18 protein-coding genes and 1 other RNA gene are annotated in these 20,081 nt (G+C 54.6%); 9 read left to right on the forward strand and 10 right to left on the reverse strand.

Going from position 1 to position 20,081, the window contains the following annotated elements; translation table 11 throughout:
• Positions 1-53 precede the first annotated feature (53 nt).
• From V7028_RS03055 to V7028_RS03085, 7 genes are all read left to right on the forward strand, one after another.
• Positions 54-2,570: a PD-(D/E)XK nuclease family protein gene (locus V7028_RS03055; protein ID WP_334118636.1), complete on the forward strand. Its 2,517-nt coding sequence runs from the start codon at positions 54-56 to the stop codon at positions 2,568-2,570.
• A complete protein-coding gene (locus V7028_RS03060) occupies positions 2,563-5,799 on the forward strand; it encodes a UvrD-helicase domain-containing protein (RefSeq protein ID WP_334118637.1) in 3,237 nt (1,078 codons plus the stop codon). The genes V7028_RS03055 and V7028_RS03060 overlap by 8 nt, the downstream gene beginning before the upstream one ends.
• Before the next feature lie 10 nt (positions 5,800-5,809).
• Positions 5,810-5,906: signal recognition particle sRNA small type (ffs, locus tag V7028_RS03065), an RNA gene on the forward strand.
• Between the two features lie 57 nt (positions 5,907-5,963).
• Complete coding sequence (dnaX, locus tag V7028_RS03070; protein ID WP_334118638.1) at positions 5,964-7,697, forward strand: DNA polymerase III subunit gamma/tau; 1,734 nt, start codon at positions 5,964-5,966, stop codon at positions 7,695-7,697.
• A gap of 22 nt (positions 7,698-7,719) precedes the next feature.
• Positions 7,720-8,046: a YbaB/EbfC family nucleoid-associated protein gene (locus V7028_RS03075; protein WP_334118751.1), complete on the forward strand. Its 327-nt coding sequence runs from the start codon at positions 7,720-7,722 to the stop codon at positions 8,044-8,046.
• Between the two features lie 9 nt (positions 8,047-8,055).
• A complete protein-coding gene (recR, locus tag V7028_RS03080) occupies positions 8,056-8,691 on the forward strand; it encodes a recombination mediator RecR (protein ID WP_334118639.1) in 636 nt (211 codons plus the stop codon).
• Positions 8,692-8,703: 12 nt separating this feature from the next.
• Entirely contained in the window at positions 8,704-9,924 is a 1,221-nt protein-coding gene (locus tag V7028_RS03085) for a CaiB/BaiF CoA transferase family protein (protein ID WP_334118640.1), read from the forward strand.
• A gap of 127 nt (positions 9,925-10,051) precedes the next feature.
• Here the strand turns inward: V7028_RS03085 and tal are convergent, their stop codons facing one another.
• Positions 10,052-11,002: a transaldolase gene (tal, locus tag V7028_RS03090; protein ID WP_334118641.1), complete on the reverse strand. Its 951-nt coding sequence runs from the start codon at positions 11,000-11,002 to the stop codon at positions 10,052-10,054.
• 92 nt (positions 11,003-11,094) lie between these two features.
• The gene (locus V7028_RS03095) at positions 11,095-11,496 is read right to left on the reverse strand and encodes a hypothetical protein (protein ID WP_334118642.1); all 402 of its coding nucleotides are present in this window, start codon (positions 11,494-11,496) and stop codon (positions 11,095-11,097) included.
• Here V7028_RS03095 and V7028_RS03100 point away from each other — a divergent pair.
• On the forward strand, positions 11,484-11,987 hold the full coding sequence (locus V7028_RS03100) for a disulfide bond formation protein B (protein ID WP_334118643.1): 504 nt from the start codon (positions 11,484-11,486) through the stop codon (positions 11,985-11,987). The two genes, V7028_RS03095 and V7028_RS03100, sit on opposite strands and share 13 nt — an antisense overlap.
• On the opposite strand, the gene V7028_RS03105 is transcribed toward V7028_RS03100, so the two are convergent.
• The gene (locus tag V7028_RS03105; RefSeq protein ID WP_334118644.1) at positions 11,971-12,282 is read right to left on the reverse strand and encodes a hypothetical protein; all 312 of its coding nucleotides are present in this window, start codon (positions 12,280-12,282) and stop codon (positions 11,971-11,973) included. The two genes, V7028_RS03100 and V7028_RS03105, sit on opposite strands and share 17 nt — an antisense overlap.
• A gap of 149 nt (positions 12,283-12,431) precedes the next feature.
• On the opposite strand from V7028_RS03105, the gene V7028_RS03110 reads away from it, so the two are divergent.
• Positions 12,432-13,520 carry an HD-GYP domain-containing protein gene (locus V7028_RS03110; RefSeq protein WP_334118645.1) on the forward strand — a complete coding sequence of 363 codons (1,089 nt, stop codon included), beginning with the start codon at positions 12,432-12,434 and terminating at the stop codon, positions 13,518-13,520.
• Here the strand turns inward: V7028_RS03110 and V7028_RS03115 are convergent.
• The 7 genes from V7028_RS03115 to V7028_RS03145 form a co-directional block, all read right to left on the reverse strand.
• Positions 13,517-14,500: a sensor histidine kinase gene (locus V7028_RS03115; protein ID WP_334118646.1), complete on the reverse strand. Its 984-nt coding sequence runs from the start codon at positions 14,498-14,500 to the stop codon at positions 13,517-13,519. The two genes, V7028_RS03110 and V7028_RS03115, sit on opposite strands and share 4 nt — an antisense overlap.
• A gap of 9 nt (positions 14,501-14,509) precedes the next feature.
• Positions 14,510-14,791 (reverse strand): hypothetical protein, encoded by a 282-nt coding sequence (locus tag V7028_RS03120; protein WP_334118647.1) that lies wholly within the window; start codon positions 14,789-14,791, stop codon positions 14,510-14,512.
• A complete protein-coding gene (locus tag V7028_RS03125; RefSeq protein WP_334118648.1) occupies positions 14,788-15,633 on the reverse strand; it encodes a tetratricopeptide repeat protein in 846 nt (281 codons plus the stop codon). Before V7028_RS03125 ends, V7028_RS03120 begins: the two co-directional genes overlap by 4 nt.
• A gap of 4 nt (positions 15,634-15,637) precedes the next feature.
• Positions 15,638-16,591 (reverse strand): type II secretion system F family protein, encoded by a 954-nt coding sequence (locus V7028_RS03130; RefSeq protein WP_334118649.1) that lies wholly within the window; start codon positions 16,589-16,591, stop codon positions 15,638-15,640.
• 10 nt (positions 16,592-16,601) lie between these two features.
• Complete coding sequence (locus V7028_RS03135; RefSeq protein WP_334118650.1) at positions 16,602-17,510, reverse strand: type II secretion system F family protein; 909 nt, start codon at positions 17,508-17,510, stop codon at positions 16,602-16,604.
• Positions 17,507-18,748: a CpaF family protein gene (locus V7028_RS03140; RefSeq protein ID WP_334118752.1), complete on the reverse strand. Its 1,242-nt coding sequence runs from the start codon at positions 18,746-18,748 to the stop codon at positions 17,507-17,509. Before V7028_RS03140 ends, V7028_RS03135 begins: the two co-directional genes overlap by 4 nt.
• Before the next feature lie 128 nt (positions 18,749-18,876).
• Positions 18,877-20,076: an AAA family ATPase gene (locus V7028_RS03145; protein WP_334118651.1), complete on the reverse strand. Its 1,200-nt coding sequence runs from the start codon at positions 20,074-20,076 to the stop codon at positions 18,877-18,879.
• Positions 20,077-20,081 lie beyond the last annotated feature (5 nt).

Consider the following 20,081-nt stretch of genomic DNA (forward strand, 5'->3'; position numbering starts at 1 on the left):
CTATTCTGAATGGTACAGCGAAATTGAACTGAAACACAAACCAAACACGCGTTTTGATCCAACCCCCCATCAATATTGATCCATTTTTCTTCAGCGTCTTCGATGAGGCCTTTGGCTGGCTTGAACAAGCCGGGCACGATCCGTCGTCGGTGTTGTGGATCATGCCACGCATCGAAACGGTCGCAACGTTCAAGCGCCATTGGGCCTTGTACAACCAAGGCCAGGCGGCCTTGGGGCCTTGGGTTCAAACCGCAGACCGTTTAAGCCAACCTGCTGCCATGGGGCCTTGGCTGGCCTTGCAAGCCGATTTGGTGGGTGTGTTGCGTCAGTTGCCTTTGCTGGGCGGTGGTTCATCGCCCTCGCAGTTGTGGGGCTTGGCGCAGGAATACCTGGAGTTGGCACTGCGACAGGTACTGGTGCAAAAACGCAACACAAGTGTGCTGGCTGAGTATTCAGAGAACAACGCTTTTGCTGCCGAAGAGGCGCAGGTGGTGGCCACCCTGGCCCAAACCTACGCGGCCGAGTTGATGGACCTGTTGCCCAAACCGGCCGAACCCATGGGCAAACCGCCCCAGCACGTGGTGTGGTTTGACGACGGCGAAACCGTGCCCGGCCTGTGGCTGGAACTGTTCTACCCCGAGGTGCCTGTGCAGGTTTTCAAGCTGCCCGCCATTGAAGGCCCCCAACCCTGGCAAGCTTTGGGTGCAAGTCGCTTTGATGCACAGCCCAGCCCTGTGGTGTTGCAGGTAGCGCCCGACGAAACCACACAGGCCCAGCAAGCGGCCCATCAAATTCTGGAATGGTTGCGCGCAGACCCCGCCACTGAAATAGCCGTGGCTGTGCTTGATCGCTTGGCTGCGCGCCGCATGGTGGGTTTGCTGGCCGATGTGGGTGTACTGGTAGACGACCGCACGGGTTGGCGTTTGTCCACGTCGAATGTGGCGGGCTGGTTTGACCATTTGTTGCAACAGTTTGTAGAGCATGGGCAGTTAACTTCAATTACCCAGCCCTTTACCGGTTTGATGCTTGAACACCTGGAGCCTTGGGCTTTTGGCAAAACAGGCAGCCGCTACACCCTGGCGCAATGGGCGGGTGCTTTCATGGCCTTGTTTAAAAAGCATGGTTTGGACGCGGCTTTGCAGCCTGACGAAGCAGGGCAGCAGTTGTTGGCCGTGCTGGGCTTGATGCGGCAGGTGCCTGCCCAAACAGAATTTGATGCGCAGGAATTTTTGGCCGCTTGGCGCAGTTGGGCCGAGTCGCAGCGCTTCCGCCCGCTGGACATTGAAAGCCCCGTGCGCATGGTGCCGCTGTTAAGTACCCGCATGCGCCGATTCAAGCGAGTGCTGGTATTGGGGTGTGCGCAATCACATTTTCAGGAAAGCCCGCCCGGTTTGCTGCCACCTGCCGTGGCGCAGGAATTGGGGTTTCCCGGCCCCCGCCTGGCACGCATTCAAAAAATTTCTGCCTTGTATGAATTGCTGTTGCACAGTGGCGAAGTAACGCTGGTGCACAGCGCACAGGTGGCCGGCAAGCCTGAAATGTTGTTGCCCGAATTGACCTGGCTGGACATTGTGCTGCGAGATTCTGAAAGCCTTGCCCAACATTGGTCGAGCCAGTGGCACCGCACCCCCCTCAGCCTTGAAATTGAAGTGCGGGAGCAGCCCGAACACGCTTTGCAAATTACCGCTTTGGGCAATGCGGGGTCCATGCCTGATTCAATCCGCGTGACCGCACTGGACGACTGGGTGGCTTGTCGCCTGCGCTTCGGTTTGAAACATGCCTTGCCTTGGCCGCAGCAGCGTGAACAAGGCGCTATGCGCTATGAACAATTGCGCGGTATTTTTGTACACAAAGTGTTGGAAAAAACAGCACAGCACATGGCCTTGCCTGGCCAGCCAGTGAACCAACTGCAAGCCTGGAAACAAGCGCTGCTGGAACAGGCCCAATTGGTGTGGAACCAGCTGCAGTTGCCAGATCAAGCCACGGTTTATCCCTTCCTGAAATTTTTCGATCAAATTGTGCCGCGCCTTGCCGGTAAATTGATGGAACGTCAAATTCAGGGTTGGCAATTCAAGGGCGCAGAACAGCAGGTGGAACACACACTTGTATTGCAACCTGGCGGTGCTTTGCTCATATTGAAAGGCAGGGTTGACAGGCTGGACACACGCGGCGATGCACTGGCCATTGCAGACATCAAATTCACCAACCCCACGGTGTTGAAAAAAAGATTGGCTGATCCTTTGAGCCAACCCCAATTGCCCGCGTACCAAGCCATGTTGAGCAGCCCCGGTGCACAACTTGATTTTCTGGGTTTGCACAAAGACAAAGTGGACTGGGTCAGTTTTCCCCCATTGAGCGACGAATACCGCGAGCAGGGTTTCGAGTCGTGGGGCGATGTGTTGCTTAGTGGACTGGCCAGTGAGCTGAATTTATTTTTTGAAGGCAGGGCTGTGTGGCAAGCCAACCCCGGCGATGCTTGTGAATACTGCGCAGTGCGTGGCGTGTGCAGGCCAGAAACGCACCCCGCATTCAATGAAGGCATGGCAGGCGAGGAGGGTGAGGATGAGTGATTTCACATCGATTGCCTGCAACCCTGCTAACAGTGTGGTGGTGGAAGCCTGCGCGGGCAGTGGCAAAACCTGGTTGCTCACCGCACGTCTGTTTCGTTTGTTGCTCGATGGTGCACGGCCCGATCAAATCTTGGCGATTACCTTCACACGCAAAGCCGCGCAGGAAATGCAGGAACGCCTGTTTGGCTTGTTGCGTGAATGCGCCTTGTTGAGTGACGACAAGTTGAGCGCCTTGTTGACTGAACGCGGCGCCGTGGCCAATGATGCCAACCTGAAAAAAGCACGTGCGCTGGCGGGCGAGGTGTTGACCAATTCTCGTGGGGTGACCATTGACACTTTTCACGGTTGGTTTGCGTCGCTTTGCCAAATGGCACCGTTGGCCAGCGGCTTTTCAAGGCAAAGCGAACCCACCGATCAAACCCTGTTCTGGATGGACATGGCCATTGATGTGTTCACGGCCAATTTGCTGAATGAACAATCGGAATTGCTGCAAGCCTTTGACACACTGGCTTTGCAAATGGATCGCACCGTGGTGCGCCAGGTGCTGCAGCATGCGCTGACCAATCGCGTGGCCTGTAGCCTGTGGTTGCACAACAGTGAAGCGCCGCCCCTGAACATGGTGTTTGGAATTGATGAGGGCGAGCAATGGCCTGTTGAAGTGTTGAAAAACCGGAATTACCGGGAACAATGGCAGCAAGCTGCGCGCTGGTTGGCCTTGGGCACAGCCAAGCAACAGGGCAATGCTGTGGAAATAGAAAAGGCGCTGACCGCATTGCGGGAAGGTGGCGATGCAGGGGATGTGTTTGAACAGCTGAAAGCAGTTTGTTTAACCTCTAAAAATGAGCCGAGTAAAACCTTCAGCAAACCCACGGCCGCCCAAAAAGCCGCAGTGGATGAAACGGAATATGTGCAAACGCTGGAAGGTTTGGCCCAGCAAACTGCGCAGGCTTTGCAACTTGAAAAAGACCAGCTCGACATGCAGGCCACGGCTGCTTTGGCCCAATTGATCGAACCGCTTTTTGACACTTACAAGTCGATCAAGCTTGAACAGGGTTTGTGTGATTTCGATGACCTTGAAGCCACTGCTTTGTGCATGTTGATGAATGATGAGCAACGCGCCTACATGCAACAAAAACTCGACACCCGCGTGCGTCATTTGTTGGTGGATGAATTTCAAGACACCAACCCGGTGCAATGGAATATTTTGAAGCTGTGGCTGCAAGACTACAGCGGCGATGACAAACCCAGCGTGTTTTTGGTGGGCGACCCCAAGCAATCCATTTACCGTTTTCGCCGGGCGGAAGCGCGTTTGTTTAACCACGCGCGCACCTGGCTGGTTGAAAATTTCGCAGCCAAAACGCTGGAATCGGATTCAACACGGCGTTGTGCGCAAGCGGTGGTCGATGTGGTCAACAACGTATTTGAGCAAGGGCAAACGCGGGGTCAAACCGCCTTCCGTGCGCACACCAGTTTGGCCGATGGCAGCGATTCAACGCTGCGTGGTTTGAGCATTTACCCCAAGCTGTTGAAAGAAGAAGCAGGCCCCGATGAAGCCAAGCGTGTGGTGCACACCCTGCAACAGTGGTTGGGCAATGGCAGTATCAAGAATTTAAGTGAAGTGATGGTACTGGTGCGCGCCCACAAAAGTGGTGTGCCGTTAATGTCTGCTTTACGTGAAGCGGGGTTGGCTTACACCATTAAGGACAAGGGCGAGCGTTACACCTCGCAAGTGTGGTCAGACACCATTGCGCTGTTGGGCTTTTTGAACGATCCACATGCCAATTTGCACTTGCTGCAATTGTTGCGTTGCCCGCTCATTGGGCTTTCTTCAGCCCAGTTTCAAACACTGATTCACGCGGGTAAAACCACACAAACCACCACCGTGTGGGGCACGCTTGAAGTGTTGGCCGGGCAACATGAAAAGCCGTGGGTGGCTTTGCATGCACAGCTTTCGAATTGGCTGGGCATGGCGCGGGCTTTGCCGCTTTTTGAAACCTTGTCCAGGGTGGTGGCCGATACCCAGGCATCTGAAAAATATTTGAATTCAGCCTCGCCGCGCCAGCGGGTCATGATGGCCGAGCATTGGGATTGGTTGAAGGCTTGGGCGCTGGGTTTGAACAAGGGGCGTTTCCCGAGTTTGCAGCAGGCTTTTGATGAGGCCGTGAAACTGCAAACCTACGCCAGTTCAGACAGCGAAGGTGCGGCCAGCAACCCCGATGTGTTGCGCATCATGACCGTGCATTCTGCCAAGGGCCTGGAGGCCGACCACGTGTGGTTGTTCGACGCAAATTCATCGCCCAAACCCGGCGGCAGCAATGCGGGCCTGCTGATTGATTGGGCCTTGGGTGAATCGCACCCGAATTCAGTCACGGTGATGGGCAATTTGAGCAACACCAGCCCTGGTCGTGCAGCTGCACAAACAATCGAGCAACAGGCCTATGCCGACGAAGAAGACCATCTGCTGTATGTGGCGCTAACCCGTGCGCGGCATTCCATTCACCTCAGCGGCAGTGAAAAACGCGGGGCCAGCAAAGGCTGGTATGAACGACTTTTGCCTTTTGCCACACAAGTGCACGACACATGGCCAGCGCTGGAAAGCGCCGCTGACGCGCCCAGTCAGGGTTCTGCCCAAATTGAGCTGGCTGGTTTGTTCGATCCACCTGCTGTGTGGTTACGCCCGCAGTTTCCGGTGTTGCAGGCCTTAAACACACCGGTTGGAAAAGCGGTGCCCCGCATTACCTCGCCTGAACTGCGCAAGGGCACTGCCTGGCATGCCGCGCTTGAATGGGTGGATGAACTGGCAGAAACACCGTTCGGTGTATGGTGGGCGCAAGTGCAGGTGCGTTGTGAAGCGGTATTTCGGCCCTTGCAGGACGACGAATTGCAGCATGTGGAACAAGCGTGCCGTTTGCTGGTGGATAAAACGGACTTGCAGCCTTGGTTGCACGGTGCCAGTGCCTGCAATAATCGTGTATTCAATGAACTGGAATGGGTGCAGGGCGACGGTCGTTCACTTCGGGCCGACCGGGTGCTTGAATTGGACGAACAATTTCTGGTGCTGGACTACAAATGGGCGGTTAATTCAGGCAATTTGCAGGGCTACACCCAGCAAGTGCTTGAATACGTAGGTTTAGTTGACTTAACCCTGAATAAGGGCAACAAGCCTGCTCCCACACAAGCTGCACTGATTGACCGGCATGGCGAAGTTCACTGGCTGACTTCGGTGTAGAATTCAGTCTGGCGGGCCTCCCCGCATGGCGTAGCGGCCAACCTGGTCAGGTCCGGAAGGAAGCAGCCACAACCGTGAAGTCAGTGCCGGGGTTCTGGCTCGCCTCTTAATTTGTTGGACCCAGCGCGGAATCAACCGTGGACACAAACGTGGACCCAATCTGAATGAATCAAACAGTTTCTCAGGCTTTGGCTCGAAAATGGCGACCGCGAGACTTTGATTCGCTGGTGGGCCAGGCCCATGTGGTCAAAGCCCTTTCCCACGCGCTCGACAATCAACGTCTCCACCACGCCTATCTGTTTACCGGTACCCGCGGTGTGGGCAAAACCACAATCGCCCGAATTCTGGCCCGCGCAGTGAATTGCGAGCAGGGCATCAGCCGCACGCCTTGCGGCAAATGCCAAGCCTGCGTTGAAATCAGCCAGGGTCGTTTTGTCGATTTGCTGGAAGTGGACGCGGCCACCAACACGCGCGTGGATGAAATGCGCGCCTTGCTTGAAAACGCCATGTACGCGCCCACCGCAGGCCGCTACAAAGTGTATGTGATCGACGAAGTGCACATGCTGTCAACGAGTGCGTTCAATGCCATGCTGAAAACGCTGGAAGAACCGCCGGGGCATGTGCTGTTTATTCTGGCCACCACCGATCCGCAAAAAATTCCCGCAACCGTGTTGTCGCGTTGCCTGCAATTTGCCCTGCGCCAGTTGCCGCCCGACCAGTTGGCCGACCACCTTGCCCACATTCTTTCCGAGGAAAAAATTGCCTTTGAGCCCGGTGCCTTGCGCCTGTTGGCCAAGGCGGCGCGCGGCAGTGTGCGCGATGCGCTTTCACTGACCGACCAGGCCATTGCCTACAGTGCAGGCCATGTGGGCGAAGAAACGGTGCGAACCATGCTGGGCGCAGTCGACCAGCAAGTGGTGCACCAGTTGCTGCAAGCCTTGGCCCAAGGCGATGGCAAGGCGCTGCTTGAATTGAGCAATGCGCTGGCCACAGCCAGTGCGCCGTTTGGCGCCATTCTGGATGAACTGGCCGCCATTGCTTACCGGCTTTCTGTGGTGCATTTCGCGGGCGGGCTTGATGCCGACGACCCCGACCAAGCGGCCCTGCAAAACCTGCAAGGTGCCTTTGGTGCCGAAGACCTGCAACTGATTTATCAAATTGCCACCCACGCTCGCGCGGAATTGCATTTGGCTCCGGAAGAATCGATTGGTTTTTCCATGGCGTTGGTGCGCATGCTGGCTTTCAAGCCGGGCGGGCAGGGGGCGGTTGCGCGCGCCATGCCTTTGGCTCCACTTGCAGTGAAAGCCACGGTGCCCGTTCCGGAGGTACCCAAAGCAGCGCCGCCAGTTTTGGCAGATGAATTCGATGAGTCGCCGCCGTGGGACACAGCGGATGATTTGCCAGTGGCCCAATCGCAACCCGCTGCACCTGCACCTGCACCCGTATCCAAGCCACAACCGGCTTATACCCAATCAGCCAGCGGCGATTTACCCAGTGCTGCCAACTGGCCGCAGGTCTCGCAGGAAGTGCCAGCCAAGGGTTTGACCCGCCAGGCGCTGGTGCAGGCCGAACTTGTTGAAGCCAGCCGAGAAGGCGATACGCTGCAAATTGTATTGCGCACTGCCATTAAAACCTACACTGAACCCAGCATGGTGACCCGCCTTGAAAGTGCGCTGAGTCAATATTATGGCTGCACCGTGCGTTTGCAGGTGCGGTTCGGTGAAGTGCAACAAACTGCACATGCTGTGCAAAGCGAAACCCGCAGGCAGGCCCTTGATGGTGCCAAGCAAGCCTTGCAGGAAGACCCGTTTTTGAAAGACATTCAGAACTTGATGGGCGCAACTGTGGTCTCAGGTTCAGAACGTACGCTGAGCAACACGGGCCCAGCCGATATTTGACAGGAGAGAATTTGATATGAACATGATGAAAGGCCAACTGGCCGGCTTGATGAAACAAGCCCAGCAAATGCAAGACAAAATGGCCAAAATGCAGGCCGAAATTGGTGCCCTGGAAGTGGAAGGCCAATCGGGCGGTGGCATGGTGAAGGTTGTGATGACCTGCAAGCACGACTGCAAGCGAATCACCATTGACCCGTCCCTGTTGGGCGAAGACAAAGACATGCTGGAAGATCTGGTGGCTGCCGCGTTCAACGATGCCGTGCGCAAGGCCGAAGCCACCATGACTGAAAAAATGTCTTCAGTCACTGCTGGTTTCCCCATGCCCCCCGGCTTCAAGATGCCATTTTAAGCACCACTCATGAGCCGTTCCGCGTTTGACGCCTTCGATGGCCTCGACCCTTTGCTTGACTTGGTGCAGGCGCTCAAACGCTTGCCCGGCGTGGGCCCAAAGTCGGCGCAACGCCTGGCTTTTCACCTGCTGCAAAACGATCGCCAGGCCGCAACGGCTTTGGGCGAATCGTTACTGAGGGCGGTGGCTGAAATTCGCCATTGCAGCATGTGCAACAACTTTTGCCATGCCGATGTGTGTTCCATTTGTACCGACACACGCCGCAACCCCGGCTTGCTGTGTGTGGTTGAAACCCCTGCCGATCTGGCCGCCATTGAGGCCACCCAAACTTACCGCGGGTTTTACTACGTGTTGATGGGCCGTGCGTCGCCCTTGGACGGTGTGCGCCCGGAATCGCTGGACTGGCCTAAACTCAGCCAGCGGCTTGACGACAGCGAGGTGAAAGAAGTGATTTTGGCCACCAACTTCACCAACGAAGGCGAGGCCACGGCGGTGTTCCTCACGGACCGAATTCGCCGCATGGCACTGAAAGTAAGTCGCCTTGCACGTGGTGTGCCCATTGGTGGCGAGCTTGAATACACCGACCCCAGCACGGTGGCGCGGGCGTTGCTGGATCGCCGCCAGTTGGGTTCCGATCTCGACTGACATTTTGCCCCCATGACTGACCAAACCAACAACGCCGCACCCACAAACAATGGCCCACTGGCCGGTATTCGCGTGCTTGAATTGGGCTCGCTGATTGCAGGGCCATTTGCCAGCCGCATGCTCGGTGAATTTGGTGCGGAAGTGATCAAGGTTGAAACGCCCGGCAGTGGCGACCCAATACGCAAATGGCGTGTGTTGCACGAGGGCAATTCGCTTTGGTGGGCTGTGCAGGCCCGCAACAAAAAATCAATCACCCTGAATTTAAAGACCGAAGACGGGCTGGTCGTGTTGCGCAAGCTGATTGAAAGTGCGGACATGCTGGTAGAAAACTTTCGTCCCGGTCAACTGGAAAAATGGGGCTTCAGCCCGGAACAGCTGCAGGCCATCAACCCCGGCCTGATTGTGGTGCGCTTAAGCGGCTACGGGCAAACCGGCCCTTACAAAGATCGCCCGGGCTTTGGTGCCATTGCCGAATCCGTTGGTGGAATGCGGTTTTTGAGCGGCGACACCGACCGCCCACCTGTGCGCGTGGGTATTTCCATTGGTGATTCACTGGCCGGTTTGCATGCCGTGATCGGTGCGCTGATGGCACTTCAGCACCGCCACAAAACGGGCAAGGGGCAGGTGGTGGACGTGGCCCTGTATGAGTCGGTGTTCAACATGATGGAAAGCCTTTTGCCTGAATATGATTTCGCAGGCGTGGTGCGCAAACGTTCAGGTGCGAGCTTGCCCGGCATTGTGCCTTCCAACACCTACAGCTGCGGTTGTGGTGGTTTCATCGTGATTGGAGGCAATGGAGATGCCATTTTCAAGCGCCTGATGATGGCGATTGGTCGCACTGATTTCGCTGAAAGTCCCGACATGGCCAGCAACGATGGCCGGGTTCGCAACACCGAATTGATCGACAACACCATTGCCCAATGGTGCAGGGAACGCAGCATAGACCTTGCACTTGATGTGCTTGAAAAAGCCGATGTGCCCGTCAGCAAAATTTACAGCATTGAAGACATTGTGCGCGACCCGCAATTTGCGGCGCGCGGCATGATCGAAGAGCATGCGTTTGGCGAGGGCCGCACTTTGAAAGTGCCGGGCATTGTGCCCAAGCTGAGCGACACACCGGGACAAACACGTTGGCTTGGCCCCCAATTGGGTGAGCACAATGCGCAGGTGTTGGCTGACCTGGGGTATTCTGCTGAAGAAATTCAGCGTATGGCGGATGATGGGGTGTTGTGATTCTTGATTTGCAGCGCGCCATTCATTCTGCCTGGATCAAGTCGAATTCCCCGTGTTTGATGCTGGCTCAGGGCATGCAACTTCGGAAGTGCCCTATAGAAAACAGGCATGCGACTTCACAAACCCCTCAAGCCTTCAACAACTCATCCAGCGTCATCGAGTCTTTCACAAACGCCCGAATGCCTTCCGCCAGTTTTTCCGTGCCCATGGCATCGGCATTCAATTCAAAGCGAAACGCCGCCTCACCGTCTGGGAATGTTTCTCGCGGCTGAGCAAGCGCCCACTCTGTGTTCAATTCAGCATTTAGCGTCGAGTCGTCTGCCCGCAGTTCAGCAAGTAATTCAGGGCTGATGGTCAACAGGTCGCAGCCTGCCAGCGCCTTGATTTGCGCGGCGTTGCGAAAGCTTGCGCCCATCACTTCGGTGCGAATGCCATTTTGTTTGAAGTAAGCGTAAATGCGCCGTACCGATCTCACGCCGGGGTCGTTCACACCAGCATTGGCAGCTTCATCCCAGCTGTTGCCTGCGGATTTTTTGTGCCAGTCGTAAATTCGCCCCACAAAAGGGGAAATCAGTTTCACGCCAGCTTGCGCGCATGCATGCGCCTGAATCGGTGAAAACAGCAAGGTCAGGTTGCAGCGGATTCCTTCGGCTTCCAACAATTTTGCGGCCTGAATGCCTTCCCAGGTTGATGCAATTTTTATTAACAGACGTTTTTCGGTGTCAACACCTTCTGCCTTGTACAGCGACACGATTCGTTTTGCGCGTGCAATTGTGGCTTCTGTGTCAAAGCTAAGCCGTGCATCCACTTCTGTTGAAACCCGGCCAGGAATTATTCTCAGAATTTGGGTACCAAAAACTACCAATAGGCGGTCAGTTTGCAACTCGATCGGTTCGTGGCCATACTTTAGCTTCACTTGCTCCAGCAATGGCAGGTATTGGGGCTTCTGTACGGCCTTTAGAATCAGGGATGGATTGGTGGTGGCGTCTTGCGGCAAAAAAGCGGCAATGGACTGAAAGTCTCCGGTGTCAGCCACCACGGTGGTGGCTTTTTTCAGTTGTTCTAAAGCGTTGTTCATGTCGTGTGGATATGAAAATTGATCAAGTGCAGTTTAGTATAGGCTTTTGATGTGCATATTTGAGCAATGAAATAGTATCCTTCAAGTACGAATTAAAAAAACACAACAATCGATGAGTATTCGCCATGTATTCCGAACAAGAACTTGAACAACAGCCCCTGATTGATGACGATCAATGGGGTCGCCTGGAAAGCGAACTGGGTCTTGAGATGCTTCAGGAATTTGCCCAGGAGTTTTTTGAAGAAACCCGTGAAGTCTGGTCGGTCCCGGGGTTCGATCCATTTTCCATGGATGAGAAGGCGTTCAAGTCCCTGGCGCACCGTAGCGCGGGTGCCGCAGGAACCATCGGGTTCAAAAAGTTGAGGTTTGTGTTTTTGTGCATGGAACACAATCCGATTGATGAGAACACCCGCCGATACCTGACAGCGATGGCCGGGATTTTTCAATCCACCCAGGAATGGGTTCAAAACAAGCAATAAAAATGCGATATTCATCAGCCCGACCTTGGGCCTTCCTTGGGTTTTCGATCAGTGTGGGTGCCTTGGCTGCCGCGCTTTTCTTTCAGATCAGCAAGGAGTGGTTTCCTTGTCCCTTGTGCATTGTGCAACGCTATGCCTACGTGGTCACCGCACTTGGTTTTTTGGGCATTGCTTCAAGCAGTCGAGGAAGTATTTTTTCCCGTCTGTTTGTACTGCTGACCACAACCGGCTTTTTGGCAGGTGCTGGGGTGGCTTTTTACCATGTGTGGGTTTTGTCCAACCCCATGCAAACCTGCGGGGTTGATCCTTTACAAAACACGTTAAATGCTTTGCCCTGGGTGCAGTATTGGTCAGACATGTTCACGGCCGATGGCTTGTGTACAGAAGAATATCCACCGTTGTTGGGTTTGTCTTTGCCAATGTGGAGTGGAATCGGGTTCCTGGTTCAGGGCTTGGTGCTGTTGATCACAGTTCGGGCTCGCCGATACGTCAGAGGCTCATGGTAAGCGGATTGGCCAGTGTCACCCAAGGGTCGGTGCCGCTCAATGTTCCCTGTTTTTTCTCAAGGGTTTCCATGTAGGCAAGCAGGGTGCCCAGCGCATCCATGGCGTGGGGGTTTTTGCTTTGACGAACCGCATGCACAATCACGGCCAAGGCGTCGTCCAGATCGGTTTCTCTTTCTATCAACGGCGCGGCAACCTGCAGCAATTCAACCGTTTCGGGGAAACGATAGTCGTGCTGCGGTGTGGCGTGTAACTGAATGGCTTGCATGGTGCTGTACCCGGTCCTGACGTGATTCAAGAATCTCATTTTCTGTTGCCCAACAGTGTCTGAATAAGCTGGTTTTTTTCTTTCAGTTCGGGGGATCCCCTAAACGGACCAAACAGCCTGGGTGATCTCTTTTTTTTGATCTGATCCGTTATTGATTGGACATTGAGGAGTGTTTCCATATGTTGATCAATATTTCAGATGCCCAGGTAATTCAACCCCTGTTGCAACGCAAGTCCTTGTCGCCAGAACATTTGTATTTGTATTCCGGCATGCGTTACAACCCCAACGCCCGTTCGGTGGCTGGGGAAAGCCTGGTGGCGCTGGAAACTGAACTGGCGCAATCGAGCCTGTTGTATTTGCAGGCACAGGATCTGTTCGAGGAGCTGAATTGCTGCCACAAAGTGTTGTCCAAGGCACTGGCGGATGAGGAACCCGAGAACTTTTTACCTGTACTGGATGAACTGGCTGAACGTTTCAAGCACATTGCCATTCATCATTTTGATTTGGCCTATGCTTACCTTGCCTGGCACACTTCAGATGACTACCCGGTGATGCACCACATGCTTGTGGCGTTGACACTGATGCGCGTGGGCATGTGCAGCAATCAGTTCTCGGAGTGTGAATTGATGTCGCACTTGAAAGCGGCGCTGACCATGAACATCAGCATGCTGACATTGCAGGCGCGTTTGCGGGCGCAAACCGAACCGTTGTCCCGTGATCAGCGTGAAACCATTCGCAAGCACCCGGAGCAAAGTGCCAACAAACTGAAGTTGCTGGGTGTGAAAGATGAAGTCTGGATTGAGTCGGTGTTGATGCACCATGAGTTGCCTGATGGCACCGGTTATCCCAATCAGGTTTCCAATAACAATGTGGGTTCGGTGCTGCTGAGTGTGTGCGATTCATTTAATGCACGCATGGCGCAGCGCGATTACCGCAGCAATTTCACGGCCGAACAGGCGGTGAAGGATTTATTTGCTCACGCGGATCATTTGTACAGTAGCTTCACTGCCATCATTCTGGAACAGCTGGGGATATACCCGGCGGGCAGTTTGGTGCAGTTGCAGGGAAACCAGATTGGTTGCAGCCTGATACGTGGTGAAACCGCGATCAGCCCGGTGGTGTTGGTGTTTCGCAATTTGCCCACACCCGGACCCAGTGCTGCATTGGTGGATACTTCAACCGACGGCTACAAGGTAAGAAATGCCTTGCCCCGGCGTGATTTGGGCAAACTGCCCGGTTTGCTGGAATTGCTGTCGAAGGTTGTTTAAGGGTTTAAGGTTTCTGGCAGTTGAAGGCTGACCACGGTCTGACTACCGACCCGGTTCAAGCGCAGGGCAATGTGGTGACGCGATGCAATGCGTTCGGCGGTGGCCAGGCCGATGCCTTCGCCTTTGAACTCGTCATTGCCGTGCATGCGGTGAAACAGTTGAAACTTTTGGGCCTTGTGTTCCTCGGCGAAACCCACGCCGGTGTCGATTATTTCAAGGCAATGTGGGCTGCTCTGCCGGATGATGATTTTAGGTGATTCCGTGTCGCGTGAAAATTTGATCGCGTTGTCGATCAATTCCTTGAAGGTCCGCATCATCAGGGGCTTGTCAAAACGCCATTGGCCTTGAACCTGCAATTCAATGGGCACGGGTGAAAAGTCAAAGTGCTCGTTGATGACCTGCGTCAGGGTTTCGCCCAAGTCATGGGGCTGAATGTTCAAAGGGCATACGCCAAGGCGCAAATATTCGATCAGTGCGTCCAGCAGTACACCCATGCGTTTGCCGTTTCTGCGAATTTCTTCCAGTGATTTTTCAGCTTCAGGGGGCACTGTGTCGCCCAGGTCATCGGCCAGAAAAAACGTGTAGGCATCAATTGCGCGAAGTGGTGCACGGAAGTCGTGTGCGATGGTGCCCGAAAGCCAGTTCAGTTGGGCAAGCAGATCCGTGTTTTCCTTGATTTGGCGCTGCGTCTCAAAGTCCACGCTTTGACTCAACTGCTTCAGTGTTTCATTCAGGCTGTCAATGTCGTTTTGTTTGGCGGAAATGACCCTTTCCAGTTTGATTTGCCTGCTTTTTAGCGCATCCCTCGCCATGGACTGTTGGCGTTTCATTTCGCCTCGAAGCTTGTTCGACAGCGCTTCCAGCGCGATCTGCTTGCTGCGCAGGTCTTCCAGTTCCAGTTGTTGGCGTTTGGCCTGATCGGGGGTTAACAACCGTTGCCCGGTGACGAACGACAGCAATTGAATCAGCAGGCGCAGCACGTTTCTGGATCAGTTGGTTTGAATGGCGGACACTTGGGATGCAGGTGCCGCCTGGTTTTTCGCACCAATTGAATCCACATAGGCGCGATACGCTTTGCCAGCAGATTCCGCGCGATAGGCTTCCACTTCACCACGGTTGGTGCCTTCAGCCTGTTCTTTCAGCCAGGTGCGAGTGCTCAGGCCGGTCTGCGCATCAGTGGTGCCAGTGCTTCCTGTGTTTTCCTGTGCATTGGCCAGCAGGGGCATTGCACAAACCAGTGCAGCTGTAATCCAGTTCAGTGTCAGTTTCATCGGATGTTTCCTTTGGCGTCAAAACGCCGTTTGATGGAATTGGCCTGCGACATCACCTGGTTTCGGGTGTTGTCGGACCATTGCAATCGGTCTGCAATGTCCATGGCCATGTTGAAGTCGTCAAACACCAGCCCCCACAAGGCAAGGTTGGCCATGATTTTTGGGTCGCCACTGGCCAGTTGGTTGGCTTTCATCAGGGTGTTGTAAGCGGGTTCTTTCTGGCCCTCCAGCAAATACACCAAGCCAAGATCAGAATAGGCATTGATGTTCAATGGGTCTACCTGAATGGATTTTTCCAGCCGTGTTGCCGCACTTTTCAGGTCGCCACGTTCAATGGCTACCTTGCCCAAGCCATACCACACAGGACCACTTTTGATCTGTTCCTGACTTCCGCCCAGCAGCGATTTGTACACCAGTTCGGCCTGGTCCAGCTGGCTGGTTTTGCGAAGCGAATCGGCACGCAATTGTTTGCTTTGACGGTCGGAGCCCCACTTTTGGTCGTAGGCATCCAGGTGGGCCAGCGCGGCGTAGGCGTTGTCCTGTTCAATCATGGTTTGCACCAGTTTCAGGTGCAGGTTTTTCTCGCGTTCAGCGCGCGCCTTTCGTGTTTCTTCGTCTTCGCGATCCATTTCCCTGCGTTCTGCTTCAATCAAGGCACCTTGGTTGGGGCTGGTGGCAGTGATATTGGGGGATGGGTAGTCGACGGTCGATTCAGGTGTCGGGGCAGGGTTTGGCGCAGTGCTGGTGCCCTGTGGCGCAGCACACGCTGCAAGCGCAAGCGGGAGCATCAACGTGCCCAGTTGTTGGCCCAGTTTCCTGACAATGTGAATGCTGCTAGACACGCGCTTATCCTCCGACTCGTTCAAATGCACGAATAATGGAGATGATGCCAGGCCCGCCCGTCATGATCAGCAGGGCTGGCAGCATGGTCACCACCATTACACCCGTCAGTTTAACAGTCAGCTTGCCCATTAACTCTTTGGCATTGGCTCTTTCTTTCTCGACCAGTCGGTCTGAAAACTGTTTTAGTGGTTCCTGCACTGCACCGCCAAACTTTTCAATTTGTGTCAGCACCTGAACAAAAGACTTGAATTCTTCGCTGGAGTACATATTGCTGATTTTCTTGAGCATGACCAGCCACGGTATTCCAGACTTCACCTGCGCGCGCGAACGGCGCAACATGCGCCCTGTGACAGGGACCAGTTCATGGTATTGCGTGGCGATAATTTCGATGGATTGGTCCACACTCAAACCCACGCCCTGCAACAGACGCATCACGTCGACAACGGCCACCAATTCACGTTCAAAGGCAGCTTCGCGGCCTTCGCCAATCGCTTTCAAAAACCACTTCGGCAACATGAAGCCAAGCCCGGTTGTCGCGATGACCTGAATCATGGGCACCGCACCAAATCCTGAACTCCAATTCAGGGAAAGGCCTAGCACCAAACCGATCAGGCCCAGTGCAATGCGCATGAATACAAAGCGTGCCAGGTCATCTTCACGCCCAAACCCCGCCCGACCCAGCAGCTTGCGGTCTTCGTCTTCGATGAAGTGGGCAAATGCCTTGGTTTGGCTGAATTGCTGGGCAAGGCGATCAATTCTGCCTGTCAGGTGGCTGGTGGGGATCTGGTTGCGTGTGACCACGGCGCTTTGCACACGCCGTCGTTGCTCCGTGTATTCATCAATGCGGGCCAGTGCTTTGTCCTTGCGGCTGGATTGGCTCAACAAACTCCAGGCAATGCCCAGAAAGCCAAGCCCCAGCAGAAAAATGCCAATTGCCAACAATGTGTTCATGTCCATGCGGGCATCCCTAAATACTTTTGACCATGCGGTAAATGATCGCCGCACCAAATACCTGCAATCCGGCTGCAACAAACAACAGCATACGCCCGGTGTCATCGTTCCACATGGTGCCCAGGTAACCTGGGTTTATGGTCATGATCAGGCCGGCCAGTGCGGGGGTCAGGCAGCACATGAACACAGCCGACATGCGGGCCTCTGACGACATCGCCAGCATTTCCTGATGATGTTGCTCGCGGTCGCGAAGGTACTGCCCCAAGCGGCCCAGCAAAATATCGCTTTTGCCACCATAATTCAATGCCAAGGCCACCACAGAGGCAATCAACTTGAATTCAGTCAAGCCGTACACGCGCGCCAGCCTGTGCATGGCCTGGTCCAGTTCAAGGCCTGCGTATTGCATTTGTACTGCCAGCCCCAGTGCTTCTTTCAATGGGTATTCTGCATTTTCAAGCGCTGTGTTGAACGACACAGTCAGGCTGTAGCCCACAGCGCTGACTCGCACCACGCCATCCAGAAAGTTGGGCAGTTGGCTGAGCATTTGCAGGCGGCGTTTGCGCTGGCGGTATAACACATAGGCACCAATGCCCAACAGGGCGAGAATTAATGCGCCGCTGCCACTGGCCAGGCCGCGAAATGCAAATGCAGCCATGAAGGGAACAAACAGTATCAAGCCGAAGCGAATACCCAGTGCACGGTCGATACTTAAACCGGCAGAAATCAGGTTGTCTGTGATCCATTGGGGAATGTACTTCTTCCGCAGTGGATCTTTTTCAAGTGCCAGCGGGTCTCTGGATTTGCTCAATGCAACGTCTAGTCGGCTTTCCGCCAGTTTGCGGCTTTGTTCCTCAACACCCCGGCCCAGCAACAGCAGGGCAAGTGAAATGAATACCAATGCAGCGGCGATCAGTCCGAATGTCATGTCAGGCGGATGTGCGAAATTTTCGGGTTTTTGGGATAGGGCACCACGGGCACCCAGTTGTCCAGTTCCTGACCATCGGGGCCCAAGCGGCTTTCGTGGCGATACAGGTCTTGCAACAAAATATTGTCGTCCACAATGCCCGCTACCTCGGTGATGCTGTAAATGCGGCGTTTGCCTGAAGGCAGGCGCACGATTTGCACGATCAGGTCCAGCGCGGATGCAATTTGCCTGCGCAAACTCATTTCGTTGCCGGTGAAGCCGGCAAAGCCGGACAACATTTCAAGGCGGTGCAGGCAATCGCGGGGTGTCGATGCGTGAATAGTGCCCATGGAGCCGTCATGCCCGGTACTCATGGCCTGCAGCATGTCCAGCACTTCGGCGCCGCGCACTTCGCCCACCACCACGCGGTCGGGGCGCATGCGCAAACTGTTTTTGACCAGGTCACGGATGGAAATGGATCCCGCGCCCTCGTGGCCACCGGGGCGACTTTCCAGTCGAACCACGTGGTGGTGGTTCAACTGCAGTTCGGCGGTGTCTTCAATGGTGATCAATCGTTCGCCTGCGGGAATGAATTCCGCCAGCACGTTGAGCATGGATGTTTTGCCCGTGGATGTTGCACCGCTGACCACCAGGTTGCAGCGCTTGCGCACGGCTTCCTGCATCAGTTCATATACGCGCGAATCAAAGGTTCCAAGGCCCATCAGGTCGTCGGCGCGCAATGGGATGCTTCGGAATTTTCGAATGGAAACTACAACACCGTCGCGGGCCAGTGGGGCAATGATGACGTTGATCCGGCTGCCGTCGGGCAGGCGGGCATCCACCATGGGGCTTGATTCATCCAGCCTGCGGCCAAGCGGGGCCAGAATTCGGCGGACAATTCTCAGCAGGTGGGCATTGTCCACAAAACGGGCTTGCACGCGTTCCATGCGGCCCATTTTGGACACGTACACGTCTTTGTAGCCGTTGATCATGACGTCTTCAACGTTGGGATCGGCCAGCAAATCCTCGAGTGGACCAAAGCCCGCAATTTCCTTGTAAAGGGAATCTGCGACATGAGCCACTTCGGAATCATTGAGCGGAATTTGTTTGCCGTAAATCAGACTTTGCACTTCACCCTGGATAAATTTTTCCAGTGCAGTGTTGTCCATTTTCGCAAAGGTTGCGCCTTTCTTTTCGATAATGGCCAGAATGTGCTCATGGGCCATTTCCTTCACGTCCGCCAGCACTGCAGAATCCATGTCACTGACTTTTGCTGCCGCAAATTGCAAATCTTCAGGGGCGTTGGCCGCGCCCGCTATCTGTTTGTCGGTGCTTTCAATGTCTTTGGGTTTGGGGGCAGGCGCTTCCTGGCCGAATATGATGTCGCTCATTTCTTGAACCACTTTTTGAAGGTGGATGCCAACCCACTTGCGTTCTCATGATGTTTTCTGTTGGCGTTGACCTTGTCCAGCAGTTGAACCACCGCTTTTGAATAAGGGTCTTTCGAATCGATGGCCAACAGCACCTGCCCACCATTGACGGCGTTGATCAACTGGGCGCGTCGATCTGGCAGCACATGCACGGTTTCGATGTTCAGTTTTTTGGCGATTGATTCAGCATCCAGCGCAACGTCTTTGTGATAAGGCGTAACAACCAGGTCAAAGGTTTGGGTGGCAATGCCTTTGTCATTCAAACTTTTGATCAACTCCGCAGCGGTCACAATGCCCGGTACGGATTGTGGGGTCAGCACCATGGTTGCATCGGCACTGCGCAGCAGGCTTGCCACAAATTCAATGTTCGAGAAACCACACAAATCGATCACGATGTTCTCGAAAAATGATTTGATCAGGTTCAGAAACTTCAGTGCATCCGAGGCAGAAATATCGCGCAAGTCTGCTAGATTTCGCGGCAAGGAAAGTATGGCCACACCGGTCTGGTTGTGGCGCCTGAATGCGGTTTTTGCCAAGGTGGCATCAAAGCGTTTCAGGTTGCGCACGCATTCCACAAAATCCATGGCGCCTTGTTTGTCTTCGGCTGGCAAGTGCACAAGCCCGTCGCCCAAGGGCAAGCCAAAATCAAGCAGCAAGGTGCTGTCTTTGTTTTGTCTGGCCAGTTGAACCGCAAGGTTTACGGCCAGGGTGGTGGATCCCACGCCTTGCCGGCCACCCAGAATAACCAGCGCATAACCTTTGCGTTCGTTGGTGGGTTGCGGCGCTTTTTCAAAAACACTGGTCAGTATTTTTGTAACTTCGCCTGCGCTTGAGTCGAGGCTCAAAAAGTCTTTGACACCCGATCGAAGGGCATTCACCACGTCTTCTGTGGAGTCTTTGGACCCCATGGCCACCACGGGCAAATCGGGTGCCAGTTCACGCAGTTCCTTGACGATCAGGCTGGCATCCAGGCCCACTTGCGGTGAATAGTCCACCACCGCCATGCTGGGTGAAACAAGGCCTACTCGTTTGGTAATTTCACTGAATGTGCCCGACTCACGCACCAGCATGAACCGGTCACCCACTGCGTCAGACAACCAAAGCCAGTTTGCATCAGACCCGCTGATAAACAATATTCGGGGCATGCTTTGTTGCATCGCTG

It is taken from the genome of Limnobacter sp. (genome assembly GCF_036846585.1).
Lineage (GTDB): Bacteria > Pseudomonadota > Gammaproteobacteria > Burkholderiales > Burkholderiaceae_B > Limnobacter.

Coding starts and splice junctions, on each gene's coding strand:
- V7028_RS03060 (WP_334118637.1), top strand. CDS start 2,563: ATGAGTGATTTCACATCGATTGCCTGCAACCCTGCTAACAGTGTGGTG.
- dnaX (WP_334118638.1), top strand. CDS start 5,964: ATGAATCAAACAGTTTCTCAGGCTTTGGCTCGAAAATGGCGACCGCGA.
- V7028_RS03075 (WP_334118751.1), top strand. CDS start 7,720: ATGATGAAAGGCCAACTGGCCGGCTTGATGAAACAAGCCCAGCAAATG.
- recR (WP_334118639.1), top strand. CDS start 8,056: ATGAGCCGTTCCGCGTTTGACGCCTTCGATGGCCTCGACCCTTTGCTT.
- V7028_RS03085 (WP_334118640.1), top strand. CDS start 8,704: ATGACTGACCAAACCAACAACGCCGCACCCACAAACAATGGCCCACTG.
- tal (WP_334118641.1), bottom strand. CDS start 11,002: ATGAACAACGCTTTAGAACAACTGAAAAAAGCCACCACCGTGGTGGCT.
- V7028_RS03100 (WP_334118643.1), top strand. CDS start 11,484: ATGCGATATTCATCAGCCCGACCTTGGGCCTTCCTTGGGTTTTCGATC.
- V7028_RS03095 (WP_334118642.1), bottom strand. CDS start 11,496: ATGAATATCGCATTTTTATTGCTTGTTTTGAACCCATTCCTGGGTGGA.
- V7028_RS03110 (WP_334118645.1), top strand. CDS start 12,432: ATGTTGATCAATATTTCAGATGCCCAGGTAATTCAACCCCTGTTGCAA.
- V7028_RS03120 (WP_334118647.1), bottom strand. CDS start 14,791: ATGAAACTGACACTGAACTGGATTACAGCTGCACTGGTTTGTGCAATG.
- V7028_RS03130 (WP_334118649.1), bottom strand. CDS start 16,591: ATGGACATGAACACATTGTTGGCAATTGGCATTTTTCTGCTGGGGCTT.
- V7028_RS03135 (WP_334118650.1), bottom strand. CDS start 17,510: ATGACATTCGGACTGATCGCCGCTGCATTGGTATTCATTTCACTTGCC.
- V7028_RS03140 (WP_334118752.1), bottom strand. CDS start 18,748: ATGGATTCTGCAGTGCTGGCGGACGTGAAGGAAATGGCCCATGAGCAC.
- V7028_RS03145 (WP_334118651.1), bottom strand. CDS start 20,076: ATGCAACAAAGCATGCCCCGAATATTGTTTATCAGCGGGTCTGATGCA.